General features: G+C 55.4%; 11 protein-coding genes and 1 other RNA gene. 2 read left to right on the forward strand and 10 right to left on the reverse strand.

Annotation, left to right across the window (positions count from 1 at the left end):
- Position 1: 1 nt before the first annotated feature.
- The 3 genes from E5E96_RS19355 to E5E96_RS19365 are packed head-to-tail and all read right to left on the reverse strand — an operon-like array spanning position 2 to position 4,643.
- Positions 2–1,264 (reverse strand): PD-(D/E)XK nuclease family protein, encoded by a 1,263-nt coding sequence (locus E5E96_RS19355; protein WP_171282879.1) that lies wholly within the window; start codon positions 1,262–1,264, stop codon positions 2–4.
- On the reverse strand, positions 1,261–2,658 hold the full coding sequence (locus E5E96_RS19360; protein ID WP_171282880.1) for a restriction endonuclease subunit S: 1,398 nt from the start codon (positions 2,656–2,658) through the stop codon (positions 1,261–1,263). Before E5E96_RS19360 ends, E5E96_RS19355 begins: the two co-directional genes overlap by 4 nt.
- The gene (locus E5E96_RS19365) at positions 2,655–4,643 is read right to left on the reverse strand and encodes a class I SAM-dependent DNA methyltransferase (protein ID WP_171282881.1); all 1,989 of its coding nucleotides are present in this window, start codon (positions 4,641–4,643) and stop codon (positions 2,655–2,657) included. The genes E5E96_RS19360 and E5E96_RS19365 overlap by 4 nt, the downstream gene beginning before the upstream one ends.
- An 815-nt stretch (positions 4,644–5,458) precedes the next feature.
- On the opposite strand from E5E96_RS19365, the gene E5E96_RS22635 reads away from it, so the two are divergent.
- Together E5E96_RS22635 and E5E96_RS22640 are read left to right on the forward strand one after the other, a co-directional pair.
- A complete protein-coding gene (locus tag E5E96_RS22635; protein WP_253264667.1) occupies positions 5,459–6,493 on the forward strand; it encodes a toprim domain-containing protein in 1,035 nt (344 codons plus the stop codon).
- A gap of 1 nt (position 6,494) precedes the next feature.
- Positions 6,495–8,075 (forward strand): phage/plasmid primase, P4 family, encoded by a 1,581-nt coding sequence (locus E5E96_RS22640; protein ID WP_253264668.1) that lies wholly within the window; start codon positions 6,495–6,497, stop codon positions 8,073–8,075.
- A 159-nt stretch (positions 8,076–8,234) separates the two neighbouring features.
- On the opposite strand, the gene E5E96_RS19375 is transcribed toward E5E96_RS22640, so the two are convergent.
- From E5E96_RS19375 to mmsB, 7 genes are all read right to left on the reverse strand, one after another.
- A complete protein-coding gene (locus E5E96_RS19375) occupies positions 8,235–9,077 on the reverse strand; it encodes an OST-HTH/LOTUS domain-containing protein (protein WP_171282882.1) in 843 nt (280 codons plus the stop codon).
- An 88-nt stretch (positions 9,078–9,165) separates the two neighbouring features.
- A complete protein-coding gene (locus tag E5E96_RS19380) occupies positions 9,166–10,284 on the reverse strand; it encodes a site-specific integrase (RefSeq protein ID WP_171282883.1) in 1,119 nt (372 codons plus the stop codon).
- 84 nt (positions 10,285–10,368) lie between these two features.
- Positions 10,369–10,465: signal recognition particle sRNA small type (gene ffs, locus E5E96_RS19385), an RNA gene on the reverse strand.
- 102 nt (positions 10,466–10,567) lie between these two features.
- Positions 10,568–11,356, reverse strand: coding sequence for a sulfite exporter TauE/SafE family protein (locus E5E96_RS19390; protein ID WP_029300700.1), 789 nt, complete (start codon positions 11,354–11,356; stop codon positions 10,568–10,570).
- A gap of 89 nt (positions 11,357–11,445) precedes the next feature.
- Positions 11,446–12,882 (reverse strand): arginine-ornithine antiporter, encoded by a 1,437-nt coding sequence (arcD, locus tag E5E96_RS19395; protein ID WP_011705952.1) that lies wholly within the window; start codon positions 12,880–12,882, stop codon positions 11,446–11,448.
- 389 nt (positions 12,883–13,271) lie between these two features.
- Positions 13,272–14,033 carry an SDR family oxidoreductase gene (locus E5E96_RS19400; protein WP_171282884.1) on the reverse strand — a complete coding sequence of 254 codons (762 nt, stop codon included), beginning with the start codon at positions 14,031–14,033 and terminating at the stop codon, positions 13,272–13,274.
- 56 nt (positions 14,034–14,089) lie between these two features.
- The gene (mmsB, locus tag E5E96_RS19405) at positions 14,090–15,010 is read right to left on the reverse strand and encodes a 3-hydroxyisobutyrate dehydrogenase (RefSeq protein WP_171282885.1); all 921 of its coding nucleotides are present in this window, start codon (positions 15,008–15,010) and stop codon (positions 14,090–14,092) included.
- Between the last annotated feature and the right edge of the window lie 13 nt (positions 15,011–15,023).

A 15,023-nucleotide genomic window follows, 5' to 3' on the forward strand; every position in this document is an offset into this window, starting at 1 on the left:
GCTACAAGGTCTCAATCGCCTTGTTCATGGTATCTTTCAGAAGGGGCCAGTCTTGCAACCAGAAGTGCTGTAGCTTCTTGTCGATCTGTTTTTTGCACGCCTCTTCGTCAGGCTCATCGACAGTGTGTTTTTTATCGAGCAGACGCAATGAGTAGACCTGGCTCCATTGCGGGCTTTGCCGCAGTTTTCTCGTCGACAAAGCGGCGACCTTACTCTGTTCAACACAGCCAAACAGATGGTCACGCAATGAAGCGTCACTGCTAGGGCCAATCAGCAGTTTCAGCTCCAGCTTGTCGGTATTGCTCTGGATTTCAAACAATACAACGCGGCCACTTTTGGTCCAGTTTGAAGAACGCATCCCCTTCCCGTCATCCCACGGTAAATGGGCGTAGCGAACCATTGTTCTTGTCTCACTATCGGTCTCCCAACCGTGCTGCTCTGCGACAAGACCGATAACCTCTTTCGCCCAATCCCGGCGCTCGGTCCGGCCATCGCCATCAGCAGGTCTGTGCTCAAAAATCAGATCCAGGGCTTTCTGGTGCTTCTTGTAGATGCGGCGGCAGAGCTCCGCAATCTCGGTATCTTCCATAAAATATCGCTTGAATAGGGTGATATAGTGCTCAATGCCGATACGGGCTGATGGCGGGATCTGGTGGCCATAATCAGTGACCAGTTCGCTCAGGCATTCAATTACCTGGGCATAGCTCAGGTTTAACCAGCCATCGCGACTGGCCTCGCTGCCGTCGAGAGTCAAGAAGACAAAGACCTTGCGATGCTCGGGGTAGCGTCGCTGTACGGTCTGTTCATAACGTTCCAGCTGATTGCCGTGCTCACCGGCATCAATCTTGTTCTCGATAACAAAGACCTGACGGTTTTGCTCGCTCACCAGCAGCAGATCGATACGATCTTGCTCGCGAAATACCTGCAGGTCGTCGTAATCGCAGAGATCGATATCTAGCAGAGAGACTTCGCCACTACGCCGATCCGGCAAGTCATAGAGCAACCTAGAAAGCAGTGACTCAAAGAAGCGAGAGCCCAAACCATGGGGCTCGCGGGGATTAAAGAGGGTGCCGAGAAAATGGGAGTGGCGGATCTCCTGACGCACCATCCCCATCGCTTCAAACAGGTTGAACTCCGAGACCATCCCCCCCAGCTTATCGAGCTCCTTGCTATCGAAAATCAGCTCGGTCAGCCAGCGGTATTGCTCGTCATTACTGGCGGGAGCAATAGCATCAGTCGTCTCAGTTTGCGGCATTACACTCATGCGGCAACCTCTTCGGCTGGCGGCATCCAGCCACGTAGATCGATCTTGCCGGTCACGGCGGCGGAGATCAGGGCGGTGCGACGTTCTTGCATCAGTTGAATAGCCACTCCAGCCTTTTCTGCCAAATTATCAAAATTAACAATTTTGTTTTCAATATGCTTCAAATGAGCAGCAATATCATTTATTGGAGGGATTACTATAGGAATATTGCCTAAGTTTTCCATCGAAAGATTTGGTTGAGCTGCCTGAACAGCCCCCATCCAGATTGTTTTTTGCACAGGCGTTGTTGATAACCAATGTAGAACCCATTTAGAGTGCAATGGCTCAAACAATCGTATAAAGCTAACTGCTTGATTTGTATTCGCTGGAAGTAATTCCTTTTGCAAAACAGATGCAAGCCCAGTCGTTGCGCCAGCTATAATAACAAGAACATCATTTTCTTTTAACTGGCTTCTTGATATTTGCCTATCAACATCTTCAGAAATGAAAAACTCTGGGTCAATGCTTACAACATTTGATTTCCCGATATTTTCTGCCTTTAAAAATCTAACGCCTTCATCTATAAATTCAGCTCCAATTGTGCTCGGTGTGGTGCCTTTGGATATAACAGCAGCAAGATTTTTAATTTTGCAGACAATCCAATGCTCCGGCACTTGGCCGAGCCACTCGACGCCAGAGTCTTTCATAGGGGCATTGGGGTTGAGGCCCTTGGTGACAGCGTGGGAGATCACTGCCTGCCGCTTCTCTTTCAGCAGTTCGATCAACCGCAGTTGCTGGGCAATCAGCCGATCAATCCGTGCGGTTTCGTAGTCGAGGAAGGCTGCTATCTGTTGTCTCTCGCCTTGAGTAGGACAGATAGCAACAAAATCTTTAAGCTGTGATTCGTTAATAGATGGGACTGGGCCAGGGTTGCTCAATTGACCAAAATCTAACAGGCTTAGCCAATAATACCAATACGATGAGTCTCCTTCGTATGAAAAATATACCATCGTGTTATTATCCGTGATGGATGGTTGAGTAAGAATTCGCCTCTTGTTTCCAAGCAACGCAGCCCCGACCTTGGGAAACATAATCCCCCCGGCAGAACATATACGAGCACCCAATTTACTAGCTATATCTTTACTTACGTAGTTATCAGCCTTTGATAAATATTTTTCATTCCCAACATGGTTTGTATCACTCACTTTATAGAAAGGGTAAATCTCATCTTGACGCCCTTGATCTTCATGAGGAAAACCACAACCAGCGATGAAATAACCAAACGATCCAAGGCGGCCAACTCGCCAATGTTCTGGTACATCACCAACCCACTCCACCCCTGCCCCCTTATATTCCGGATAGGGACGATACTTACCCGCCAGTCCTAGCAACTGGGATGCCTCAGCTTGACTCATGAATGCACCTCCCCCAGCAGTTGCATAATCTCCTTGGCTACAGCATCGAGATCGGCGTCGATGGCCGCCAGATCGCGGGGCGGCTGGTACTGGTAGAAGTGGCGGTTAAAGGGGATCTCGTAGCCCACGATGCCCACCTGACCATCGAGCGGATCGGTCTTGCTGGTGTCGATCCAGGCATCCGGCACATGGGGCAGCACCTCCCGCTTGAGGTAGCCATAGATATCCTCCCCCAACGGCACATTCTCGTTATCCCGCAGGTCCGCATTAGCCTCCGGCTCACCTTTGGTTTTACACACCTCGGCGGCATCGTCCTGCTCAGCCAGATGGTTCACCAACAGCTTGAAGGCCGGAGCAGGCAGCTTGACCTCCCCCAGCAGCTTGGTCAGCTGCTTTTTGAATTTGTCGCGAGAGAGCAACTTGGCCTCAGCGAACTGGCCCAAGGCATTCAGGATGGAGGATTGCAAGGTGCCATCGAGCTTGGCCCAGCCCTTATCGGCAGTGAGGCTGGCGAGGCGCTCGGCATCCTGCGGGTAGAATGCCAGTTTCAGCGGCCGCTCGATGGTCAGACGACGATAGCCAAAAGCAGTGGTGGGAAAAATCTTGGCGATCGGGCTCTCTTCATAGCGGCTGTAGAGGCTGACGATCTCACTTAACGCCTCGTCGCTCAGCTGCTTGCGCTTGGAGCCCAATGATTTACGCATCGGGCTGTGCATATCGCTGGCGTTGATCAGCAGCACCTTGCCCTTACGCTCGGCCGGTTTGTGGTTGGATAGCACCCAGATATAGGTGGCAATGCCCGTGTTGTAGAACATATCGGTGGGCAGGGCCACCAGCGCATCCAGCAGGTCGTGCTCGAGGATATAACGACGGATCTCGCTCTCGCCACTGCCTGCCCCACCGGTAAAGAGCGGTGAGCCGTTGAGGATAATCCCGATCTTGGAACCCGTACACTCGGCCGTGGGTTGCTGCATCTTGGCGATGAGGTGCATCAAAAACAGCAAGGAGCCGTCAGATACACGGGGTAAGCCTGGGCCAAAACGGCCGTTAAAGCCTAGTTTGCTCGCTTCATCCCGTACCTGCTTTTCGACCTTCTTCCAGTCCACCCCGAATGGCGGGTTAGAGAGGCAGTAATCGAAGGTCTTGTAGGGCAACTGATCATCGGAGAGGGTATTGCCCAGCTTGATGTTGCTGATCTCCTGCCCCTTGATCAGCATGTCGGCCTTGCAGATGGCGTAGGACTCGGGGTTGAGCTCCTGACCGAAGGTGGCCAACCGTGCGGCGGGGTTCAGCTCGTGCAGATACTCCATGCCGCAAGAGAGAAAGCCACCAGTCCCCGCAGTGGGGTCATAGATGGAACGCACAATGCCCGGCTTGCCGAGTGCCTCGTCATCACCGGCAAACACCAGGGAAGTGGTGAGCCGCACGATATCGCGAGGGGTAAAGTGTTCACCGGCGGTTTCGTTGGAGCTTTCCGCAAAGCGGCGGATCAGCTCTTCAAACACCAGACCCATGTGGTAGTTGTCTACCGCCTCGGGCGAGAGATCCACGTTGGCAAAGGAGCGAACCACTTTGTAGAGCAGGTCGGCATCTTCCAGCAGGTTGATGCTGGCATCGAAGTTGAAGTGCTCGAAGATCTCACGAGCATCCTTGGAGAAAGCCCGCACGTAGGCATCCAGGTTATCACCAACATGGGTTTCACCCAGCTTGGCCAGTTCCAGCGGTGAGCTGTTGTAGAAGGCGTGGCCTGCTGCACTTAGTAACAGCTTATCTTTAGCCAATTCGGCTACTGTGTCAGGCAATACCTTATTGCTCTCAACTGTAGCCAACACTTTGACCTTGTTTGGAGCCAGCACACACTCAAGACGACGCAGTACGGTAAAAGGCAGAATGATGCGGCCATACTGGGACTGTTTGAAATCACCGCGAAGCAGGTCGGCAACCGACCAGATCAGGCTAGCCAGGGAAGAGATATTGGTGGTCATTGAGATTCTCAAAATACGGGGAACTGCCGAGGCATATTCAGAACCAAACGGAAATGCGGGCAGTTTACCACAGGGGACTTGCTATGGGCGTGATCCCAACCGTTATCCTCAACCCTTTCTTCCCCACTTTGGCCACCAAACCGAATACCCTGCCGTATTTTCATACTGACACGCCGATTTTGTGCTGACCTACATCCCCATTAACAAAGCGAAATCAGCCTTAAAAGACATACCCTCTGCCGATTTTTGGGCTGATCAAGAGAACCTTTCATTTAGTTAACCACATGAAAAAGTTAAGAAATATGCTTAAAAACTGGCACGTGAACCTGAGGGCTTACATCTCGTTTTGGCACGGAGAGAGTGTCGAATACATGGAAAAAGCAGAAGGGACTCATAGGTGTAAGTTGAGGGGCTTCTACGGCTAAACCCTTACCCTAACTAGAACGCTGCATCTCGTTTTTGTATATGCAGCTTTTTTGAAGCCGAGCGAAGAAGGCTAGGATTATCAAATCTGACCTCAAATTGCAAACCCTCCGTTTCGGATGTTTGATCTCAAAAATAGTATAAAAGCAGAAAAAGCAATGCTTTCACTCTTGTTGTGCATCCATCCCTGAGTATATTTCGACCTTGTGTTGGGTAATTTACGTCCCCGTGGCCATGAAGCCAGCTCCCATGATGGATTCCTGGTGGCCACTACCTCAGCATCTGGCAACCCTTTGTTCGAACGTAGACGGACCGCCGATCAGCCTTTGAGATGGCAGATCTAGCCAGTCAAACAATGAGTTATTAATTGATTGTCAAACTGGAGAGAAATCATGTCTCAACATACAAATTGCGATCTCGAGTTCGCTTTGGCCGAAGCTGGCTACCCGCTCAACTTCGAACTTGCCGATATCAAGGCTAAATTCTCTATTCTTGATGTCACTTCAGCCCTTACAGGGCAAGACGTAGAACAACTTGGTGAGATCTATCGACTGGATGATCGCAGTTGCCCACTGTGCGGTCATAACGACTGCTTCACCCTCTATCCTGACCCTGACGACAATAGCTTCCACTGCTTCAGTTGTGAGGAGGGAGGGGATGTGTTCGAGCTTATCGTCAAGAACGGTCTGGCTAGTAACGCCTACGATGCTGCTCGTCTGCTCCTGCTAGGAGAACTGGCAGTCACCCCGACCATTCGCAAGGTGGTGAAGCTGGAGCAACCGGTCTACATGGCCCCACCTGCTCGCCTGCAGGAGCTATTCAATCTAGCTGCCCGCCACTATCAAACTCGTCTGGACATTGAGAAGCTGGTGGAACTCCGTGGCCATTCTGAGGAGGTGCTAGTAGGGCTGGACATCGGTTTCTCCGGTGGTCTGAACAAAGCGTTGCGGGATGCTGGCTTTTCCCAAGAAGAACGGCTGGCATCCGGTCTGGTCAAGCCCCGCAAGGATGCCCCAGACCAACTTCGTGACTTCTTTCCGAGCGGTGTCTATGTGTTCCCGCACTTCGACCGCAACGGACAAGTAAGTCGCTTCACCTTCAAGGACCCAAACAAGCAGCACCAGTTCCAACTGCCGAGCCGCAACTGGCTTAACGGGGTTCAGTTCTACGGGGAAGAGAGTCTAAATGCCCCCGGCCCTGTCGCCCTGGTAGAGGGAGAGAATGACCGCCTGTCGCTGGTCGATGCCGGTTGGCCAGGTCCAGCACTAGCAACCATCGGGACACTGTCACAGGCCCAGTTGGAGTGGCTTGGACGTGAACTGGCCGACCGAGACGTCATGACCTTCTTCGACACTGACGAAGCTGGCGACAAATACCGCACCAAAGTGGCTCGGCCTCAAACTGACTCAGGTCAAGCTGCCAGATAGTGTGAAGGACATCGACGAGTATCTGCACGGCGACAATCCACTCCCTCTGCAGGAGCTGGTAGCAGCATTTACTCTGAGAGAACTTGTAGTTGAAGCCACGGGTACACAAGATGATGATCTGCAACCAGAATCCGTCACAATTGTCCCCCGTCAGTCCATCTTGGCAGTCGAGTTCCACGACAGCCGAAACGCTGAACGGCTTGTTGAACTATGCGGCCATGACCTCAAGTATGTGCCCGAATTTGGCAGCTTCCTCTGCTTCAATGGAACCTACTGGGAACTGGACAACCAAACCCCGTTGCTGATGGCCAAACAAGTAGGAGAAGAACTCCACCAGATTGCAAAGCAGCTACTCGATACTGCCAAAGAGAAGGATGACGAGAAGGCCATGGAATGGGGCAAGATGGTTCGCAGCTATGGCACCCGTTGCCTCAGTCGGGCGAGCATCCAGAACATGCTGGAGTTAGCCAAACCGATGCTGCAGATAAAACTCGCCGAGCTCAACGCCAACCCCATGCTACTTGGTGTCGGTAACGGGGTTATCGATCTGAACTCTGGATGTTTCCTTGCTGCTCGTCGAGCCCATTTGCTGACCAGTGCCAGCCCTGCTGTCTATATCTCGGGGGCCACTTGCCCACGCTGGGAGCAATTCATCAGTGAAATCACCTGTGGAGATACCGAACTGGCCACCTTCCTGCAACGCTGTGTGGGCTACTGGATAACGGGCCGTACCGACGAGCAATTGTTGTTCTTCCTCTATGGTAATGGTTGTAATGGTAAGAGCACCTTCATGTCGGTCATCCAGCAACTGCTCGGGGACTATAGTCGGCAGATCAACAGTAACGTCTTGCTGTTTAACCGAAATGCCAGTACCGGCCCGAACCCATCGTTGACCAAGCTGGTGGACGCCCGACTGGTAGTAGCTAATGAGCTACCAGAGGGCTCTCGCATGGATGAGAACCTAGTGAAAGCCATGACGGGTGACGACATCATTGTCGCTCGGGCCCCTTATGCCAAGAGCGAGATGGAGTTCCGTCCCCGCTTCTCACTTGCAATGGTGGGGAACCACAAGCCTTTGATCCGGGATACCAGTCCCGGCATGTGGCGACGGATGATGATGATCCCCTTCAATGCAGCGTTTACGGGAGAGCAATTAGACCCGTACTTGATGCAGAAGCTTCAGGATGAACTGCCAGGTATCTTGAACTGGGCCATACAAGGCACCCAGATGTGGTTGGCACAAGGGCTGAAACGGTCGATGCCAGCAAGCATCAAGGCCGATGTCGAGAGCTACCGTGCCGAATCCGATCTAGTGGGAAGCTTTTTGGAAGAGTGCACTCAGCCAAGCAGTAACTACAAATGCACCATGGACGAGATCTACGCTGCTTTTAGCCGCTGGGCTCAGCAGAACGGAGAGTGGACCATGAGTAAAATCATCCTCAAGAAAAAACTTGTGGATAAGGGGTTCGAAGCAACACGCCACCGTAACAAGGCTGCAATTATTGGGATTGTGTTACGGGATGATGCATTTGATGCTTATCCAAGTGCATCCCCCACGCTCCGTCTTGCATCAAATCAGTAACATTTTCGGGGCCTGCGGGCCCCTTTTCGTTGTCGGTTATGGCACACATCACTACCCCATACTGAGGCGGTACTCTGTGCTCCTTCAACGTCATAACGTAAGCTGTGGAAATCTGTATCGATGGAATGATGCTTGCTAAACCATCATTGCTGTATCAATTTAGGTTCGGCGTGTGCGATACCAAGTCACTCCACCTGTGGGAGATAGCCGCTTGTCTACTTCGAAGAGCTGGGAACAATGAATGACCTCCCGCCAACTACTACATCCGTACAGCTTTGGAGATAAATCTGGCCACCGTTGACCAATGCTATAAATGGCTTCGTTTAACTGTACCCAGCCGTTCTTGGCTAAGGAATGCTCTGCAAATTTCAGCTGTTGGATAATGGTGGTATTTTCCCAATTCTCGACAGGTTCACCCGGGATGATGCCGTACAAATAGAGACTCTCTCCGACAGGTGAGTTAATAAATTCAAGCAGTCTCTTCTTACTTTCTTCAAAAGCGATCAGGAGGGATTGTAGCGTATCCCTATTGCTCTTGATGGTGCTTGCTGCAGTAGACAGATAACTGATTGCCTCTTGGCAACTGGCCTCCGAGTTCAACGTAAAGCGTGACAGGAAATGATGCACCAGCTCATTTCGCAACTCGACCAATTGTTTGAGCTTTTCGCTCATCCATTCCCCGTCTTCCAGACCAACGCTGACGCTGATGTACGCTCGGTTGTGTAGGGCATCATCAATTTCTTGCTCATCGCCCAGCGTAATTCTCTGGCTCCACTGACCAACCAAATGTCCCAGCGTCTTTCCAACTAAAAACTGGCGATAGCGTTCAATGTTGCCAACCAGCTCATCCGAAAATCCGCTCACCTTCATAGTGGGCAGGGCTGCTTTGAGCATCAATTCAAACTGCTGTAGCTGAAGGAGACATCGCCCGTACTCCAACGCAATTTGCTCTTTCAAGTCATTCAAATCAGATTGTGCCGTGTCAGGCCTATTGTGTTCCAACGGAGCTCTTCCTTGTGCTCATTAACATCCAGCTAATAGTGGCTATTTGAGTTGAAGTACCTATTAGATGTTCACCAATGTAACGCGTTCATAGTGCAGCTTCGATAGCTGCTTGTAACTTCTCGACTGCTACCCCACCACCATATCGGTCATAACTGATCGCTCCGTTGGTATGACCCAAGATCGCGGCAGCAAATTGAAGAGGAATACCTTTATCTTTCAGAATTGTCGCTACCGTATGTCTCAAACTGTGGAAATCTTTAGGCACCGGCCGGTTGCGGCTGAACCACTGCCCCCAAAGGTGGCTGTAGCCATCTTGGCGATGGGGCAGTTCGACGAAGAGCCTTCCCCCCACCCTCTCTTGCACAAACGCCAGGAAGCCAGCATCCAGCACCTCCGAATGGATCGGAATGAGCCGCTTGCTGTTGTCTGTCTTGAGCTTCTGGTCGGGTCTACCAGCCTGTACTTTGATACACCAGATGTTATCCACCAGCACCACATCATCGGCATAGAGCTGGCAGATCTCGTTGGCTCTAGCCCCCGTGTAGAGCCCCAACAGGGCTATCCAGCGGCGATAGGGCTCCTGCCTTTTCGCCCATTGGACGAACCTCTGCCTCTCCTCCATCGTGTAACCACTTCTGGCCTTTGTCTCTTTGACCCGCTGCAACTTGAGCCCAGCAAAGTGGTTGACGATCCCCTCCTGATGGTTAACCAGCCAGCTAAATAACAGGGATAGCTTCTGCAGATACTTGTTGATGGTGGCTGGGCTCTTGCCAGAGTTCAGCAACCCCTCCTTGAACTTGACCACATCAGCCTTGCTGTAGCCTGCCGCTGGCTTGTCGCCGAGAGCCTCGATAAAGGAACCGAGATAGTTTTTCTGGTTCTTTCGCTCTTTGGGTGCCCAGGAGAGGGCCTTCTCTTTCTGATAGCGGTCACTCAGGACCGACAGGAGCGGAGCACGCGGTTTGGCCGCCGGAGTCATCGGCTGGGCTACCGATTGCTCATGTGGGGCAGCATTGACGTCTACAGGCAACTGAATGGGCTTGGGTCTGGAACGTACGCAGGCAAGCAGCTGAGTCACCTTGTGACGTGCACAAAGTTTGTCTCGGGTATGCAGGGATTTTTTGATCTCTTTACGACGACCACAGGGGAGCGTGGTGACTTTCCGGTAATACCAGATGCCGTGGGGACTGAGCCAGAGATTCATCGATGAGCTCCTCGTCGTCCACACAAAGTGGATGACCAAGGGCTTTAGGAGGCTAACTTATTGAATTGCAGAAACAAGTGGTGGCCCTACCAGCCACATCCCGGCACTCGAGTCCCCCGCCTTGGCTGCTACCTTCCGGTCCTGACCAGGTCGACGAGTTATCAATGCGAGAGGACCAATAGGACCACCGGCGAGGAGAATAGGCAAACTGGCCTCTCAATGCAACGGCTTTCTGCCCTCGCTTGTACTGTTCGCCTTATTTTTCAACAATCTGGCCAAGGGTTCAGCTAAACAGCATGAATTTGGCGCCCACCAGCAGCATCAGCAGGGCGAACGCCTGCTTGAGCCGCTGGGGAGAGAGCCGGTGCGCCAGCTTGGCCCCCACCCGGGCAAACTGGGTACTGGTGAGCACGATGCCGAGCAGCGCCGGCAGGTAGATGAACCCCAGGCTCCACTCTGGCAGGTCTGGATGGTTCCAGCCGGCGTAGAGGTAACTGAGGCTGCCCGCCAGGGCGATGGGCATGCTGCAGGCGGCGGAGGCCGCCACGGCGTTGCGCATCGGCACGCTGTTCCAGCTCAGATAAGGCACGGTCAGCGAGCCGCCACCGATGCCGAACAAGGCCGACATCCAGCCGATGACGGTGCCGGCGATGCCGGTGCCGAGCGCCCCCGGCAGATGACGCTCCGCTTTGGGCTTGAGGTTGAGCCCCATCTGCAGCGCCATGGTCCAGGCGAAGCAGCCGATGATGATGTTGAGGGTGCTGGCACTGAGCAGGTTGGCGGTCATGCCGCCGAGCCAGGCACCGACCAGCATGCCGGCGCCGAGCCGGCGGATCATCACCCAGTCGACCGCACCGGCCTCCTGGTGGGCACGCAGCGAGCTGAAGCCGGTGAAGATCATGGTGGGCAGCGAGGTACCGAGTGCCAGATGGGTAATGATGTCGGGCGCAACGCCCTGGGCGTGAAAGCTCAGCACCAGCACGGGCACTATGATGAGACCGCCGCCGATGCCGAACAATCCCGCCAGCATGCCGGCAAACGCCCCCAGCAGCAGATAACCCATAAACAGCATAAAAATTCCTTCCGAGGCGGTGCAGCGAACAAAAGCGCGCTGCACATAAAAAAAGAGATGGCCCAAGGGCCATCTCTTTATTGTGCCGGTTAACTCAAGGGAATGGTACCGTCCATCACCTTGTAGAAGGCCAGCACGGCGCAACCGAGCAGGGCCGCCGTCATCCCCTGCTCCAGCCGGTTGAGGCCGCGCAGCCCGTGGTGCTGGCGCGCCTTCCAGTAGATGAAGATGCCGGGGCTGTAGAGGAGCGCCACCAGCAGCAGGTATTCGACCCCGGCGGCATAGACCAGCCAGCAGCCGTAGCCGGTGGCCACCAGCGCCAGGAACAGGTCGCGCTTGCGCTGATGGGGTTGACCCGCGTAGGTCTCCCCTTTCAGCGCCAGCTTGAGGCCGTAAGCACCGGAGAAGACGTAGGGCACCAGCGCCGCCGAAGTGGCGATGTTCACCAACGCCAGATAGGTGCTGCTCTGGAAGTAGATGATGATGAGGAAGGTCTGCACCAGGCAGGTGGAGCACCAGAGCGACACCTGCGGCGAGCCATTCTTGTTCTCCTTGGCAAACCAGCCGGGGAACACGCCGGTCTTGCCCGCGATGTAGGGCACTTCCGCCGCCAGCACGGTCCAGCTCAGCAGGGCTCCCATCACCGAGATCACCAGGCCGATGTTGATGAGCCAGGCGCCCCAGGGGCCGACCACGGCTTCCAGGATCATGGCGGTGGAGGGGTTCTTGAGGGCCGCCAGTTGCGGCTGGTTCATGACCCCCAGCGAGAACAGGGTCACCATCACGTAGAGCGCCAGGGCCCCCAGCAGCGCCAGCACGGTGGCACGGCCCACGTCCTTGCGATGACGGGCGCGGGCGGAGACCACCACGGCCCCCTCGATGCCGATGAAGACCCAGAGCGTCACCTTCATGGTGGACTTGACCTGATCCATCACCGAACCCAGTTCAGGGGTGCCCTGACCCCAGATATCCAGGGTGAAGGTCTCCATGTTGAAGGCAAGCAGGATGGCCACGCAGAACACGATGAGCGGCACCATCTTGGCGATGGTAGTGACGATGTTCACCAGCGCCGCCACCTGAATGCCGCGCAGCACCAGGGCGTGCACCGACCAGATCAGGATGGACGCCAGGGTGATGGCCACCGGCGTGTTGCCGTCACCGAAGATGACCTTGTCCGGCGTGTCGAAGAAGTAGCTCAGCGCACTGAACACCACGATGGCGTAGGAGACGTTGGCCAGCAGCTGACAGAGCCAGTAGCCCCAGGCGGCGTTGAAGCCGATGAAATCGCCGAAACCGGCCTTGGCATAGCTGAAGATGCCGCCATCGAGATCCGGGCGACGCATGGAGAGGTTCTGATACACCAGCGCGAGGCAAATCATGCCGATACCGGTGATGGCCCATCCCAGCGCGACGGCCCCGGCACTGGCATGAGCGGCAATGTTTTGCGGCAGACTGAAGACTCCGGCACCGACCATGGAGCCGATCACCAGCGAGATGAGGGCACCAAGCCCCAGTTTCTTGTCCATCTCAATCCTGTTTAATTAGGCGGCGGCAGAGCGTCCGTATTCATACTGCGCGCAATATGGGAGGGGCGAAAAATCCGTACCCCGTGAAAAAGGCGGCAACTATATTGCATGACTATTCCGACCGCAATCCCTCGTACCGTCAATCATGCACCGTCTTGACCGCGCGCAATTTTACAGCACTGACCCCGGGGGCCTGTGAGCTGGTTCAAATTAAGAAAGACCCGTTGATATTTCACATTTTTCCATGACCTGAGCCCCGTTTTTACGGATCAGACCTGCATGAGAATGCAGCTTGCAGCCGAGGTCGACAAACCCGGCTGCTGACAAACGTTTCAATAAAAATGCCCCTGCGCCGAGGGCCAGGGGCATCTGCAACAGAGCGCCGATATTCAGAGGCGCAGGCCGCCGTCCAACTCGATCATCCGCCCCGACAGATAGTCATTGGCGAGAATAAAATGCACCGTCTGGGCCAGTTGCGCAGCCTGCCCGAGGGTACCCACCAGAATGGCCTGCTGCATGCGGGCCATCGCCTCCGGCTTCATCGCCGCCGTCATGTCGGTGGCAAACACCCCGGGAGCGATACCCATCACCCGGATGCCGTGGCGGGCCAGCTCCTTCCCCCAGGTGACCACCAGCGAGGCCACCCCCGCCTTGCTTGCGGCATAGTTGCTCTGGCCGATGTTGCCGGCGCGGGCGATGGAGGAGATGTTGATGATGACGCCCCCTTCCCCGCCGGTGGCCATCAGCGCCGCCCCTTCGCGCCCGCACAGGAAGGTGCCAGTGAGGTTGACGTCGATGACGCTCTGCCACTGGGCCAGGCTCATCTTCTCCGTCAGCGCCCCCTCCTTCACCTTGATCAGCATGCCGTCGCGCAGAATGCCGGCGCAGTTGATGAGGCCGTGCAGGGCACCGAACTGCCCCTGGATGGCGGCGAAGGTCGCCTCGACCTCCGGCTCGCTCGCCACGTTGCAGACGAACAGGGTGCACTGGCCGTCACGGCTGCGCACTTCCGCCTCGGTCACCTCCAGATCGGTGCGGTTGACATCGATGAGCGCAAGTTGCGCCCCCTGCTCCGCCAGACTCAGGGCGATGGCGCGGCCCAGCCCCCTGCCCGCCCCCGTAATGGCGATGACTTTCTGTGTGATATCCATAAATGCTCCTGGTGAGATGGCAGGTCAATATCGGGTAAAAAAGCGGGCAGCGACGCTTAACCCGGCTCTGTCTTGTCCAGATAAAGTTCGACGATGCTGGAAAAATCCCGAGCCCCCTGCCCCTTGCTCGCGTGCAGGTTGAAGAGGTTGCGGGCCAGCGCCCCCATCGGGACGGCGCTGTGGGCATGCTCGGCCAGGGCCATGGCGAGCCCTAGGTCTTTGACCATCAACCGGGTCATGAAGCCCCCCTGATAGTTGTGCGACGCCGGTACGTTTTCCATCACCCCGGGCCAGGGGTTGTAGCGCTCGAGACTCCAGTTGTTGCCCGAGCTCTTGCCCATGATGGTGGAGAGCACGCCCGGATCCAGTCCCTCCTTGACCCCGAGCGCCAGCGCCTCGGCGGTGCCCGCCATGTGGATGGCTAGCAACATGTTGTTGCACATCTTGGCGATCTGGCCGGCGCCGAGCGCCCCGGCGTGAAACAGGTTCTGCCCCATGCAGGCGAGCACGGGTTTGGCCGCCTCAAAATCCGCTTGTTCGCCACCGACGATGAAGGTGAGCGTGCCCGCCGCCGCGCCGGCCACGCCCCCCGAAACGGGGGCATCGAGAAAACGGATGCTGCGCCCCTGCGCCGCCGCCCCCACCTGACGGGCCGAGGCCACATCGATGGTGGAGCAGTCGATGACCAGGGCGCCGAGTGGCAAGGCCGCCAGCAGATCCTGCCCACCCCGCTCACCGGCACTCTCGCCCAGCCAGAGGCTGCGCACATGCTCGCCCGCCGGCAGCATGCTGATCACCAGCTCGCAGCCGCTCACCGCCTCGCGGGCATCGCCGGCGGCGATGCAGCCGGCCTCGATGGCGCGGGTCAGGCTGTCGGCCACCAGATCAAACACCTGTACCGTGTGCCCCGCCCTGGCCAGGTTGGCGGCCATGGGGCCACCCATGTTGCCAAGCCCGATAAATCCAATCCTTGTCATGGTCTGTTCCTTG

This window comes from Aeromonas sp. 1805 (assembly GCF_013085525.1).
Lineage (GTDB): Bacteria > Pseudomonadota > Gammaproteobacteria > Enterobacterales > Aeromonadaceae > Aeromonas > Aeromonas hydrophila.

Excerpts from the sequence above, each read along its gene's own strand:
- E5E96_RS19355 (WP_171282879.1), bottom strand. The coding sequence starts at position 1,264 with ATGAGTGTAATGCCGCAAACTGAGACGACTGATGCTATTGCTCCCGCC.
- E5E96_RS19360 (WP_171282880.1), bottom strand. The coding sequence starts at position 2,658 with ATGAGTCAAGCTGAGGCATCCCAGTTGCTAGGACTGGCGGGTAAGTAT.
- E5E96_RS19365 (WP_171282881.1), bottom strand. The coding sequence starts at position 4,643 with ATGACCACCAATATCTCTTCCCTGGCTAGCCTGATCTGGTCGGTTGCC.
- E5E96_RS22635 (WP_253264667.1), top strand. The coding sequence starts at position 5,459 with ATGTCTCAACATACAAATTGCGATCTCGAGTTCGCTTTGGCCGAAGCT.
- E5E96_RS19380 (WP_171282883.1), bottom strand. The coding sequence starts at position 10,284 with ATGAATCTCTGGCTCAGTCCCCACGGCATCTGGTATTACCGGAAAGTC.
- E5E96_RS19390 (WP_029300700.1), bottom strand. The coding sequence starts at position 11,356 with ATGCTGTTTATGGGTTATCTGCTGCTGGGGGCGTTTGCCGGCATGCTG.
- arcD (WP_011705952.1), bottom strand. The coding sequence starts at position 12,882 with ATGGACAAGAAACTGGGGCTTGGTGCCCTCATCTCGCTGGTGATCGGC.
- E5E96_RS19400 (WP_171282884.1), bottom strand. The coding sequence starts at position 14,033 with ATGGATATCACACAGAAAGTCATCGCCATTACGGGGGCGGGCAGGGGG.
- mmsB (WP_171282885.1), bottom strand. The coding sequence starts at position 15,010 with ATGACAAGGATTGGATTTATCGGGCTTGGCAACATGGGTGGCCCCATG.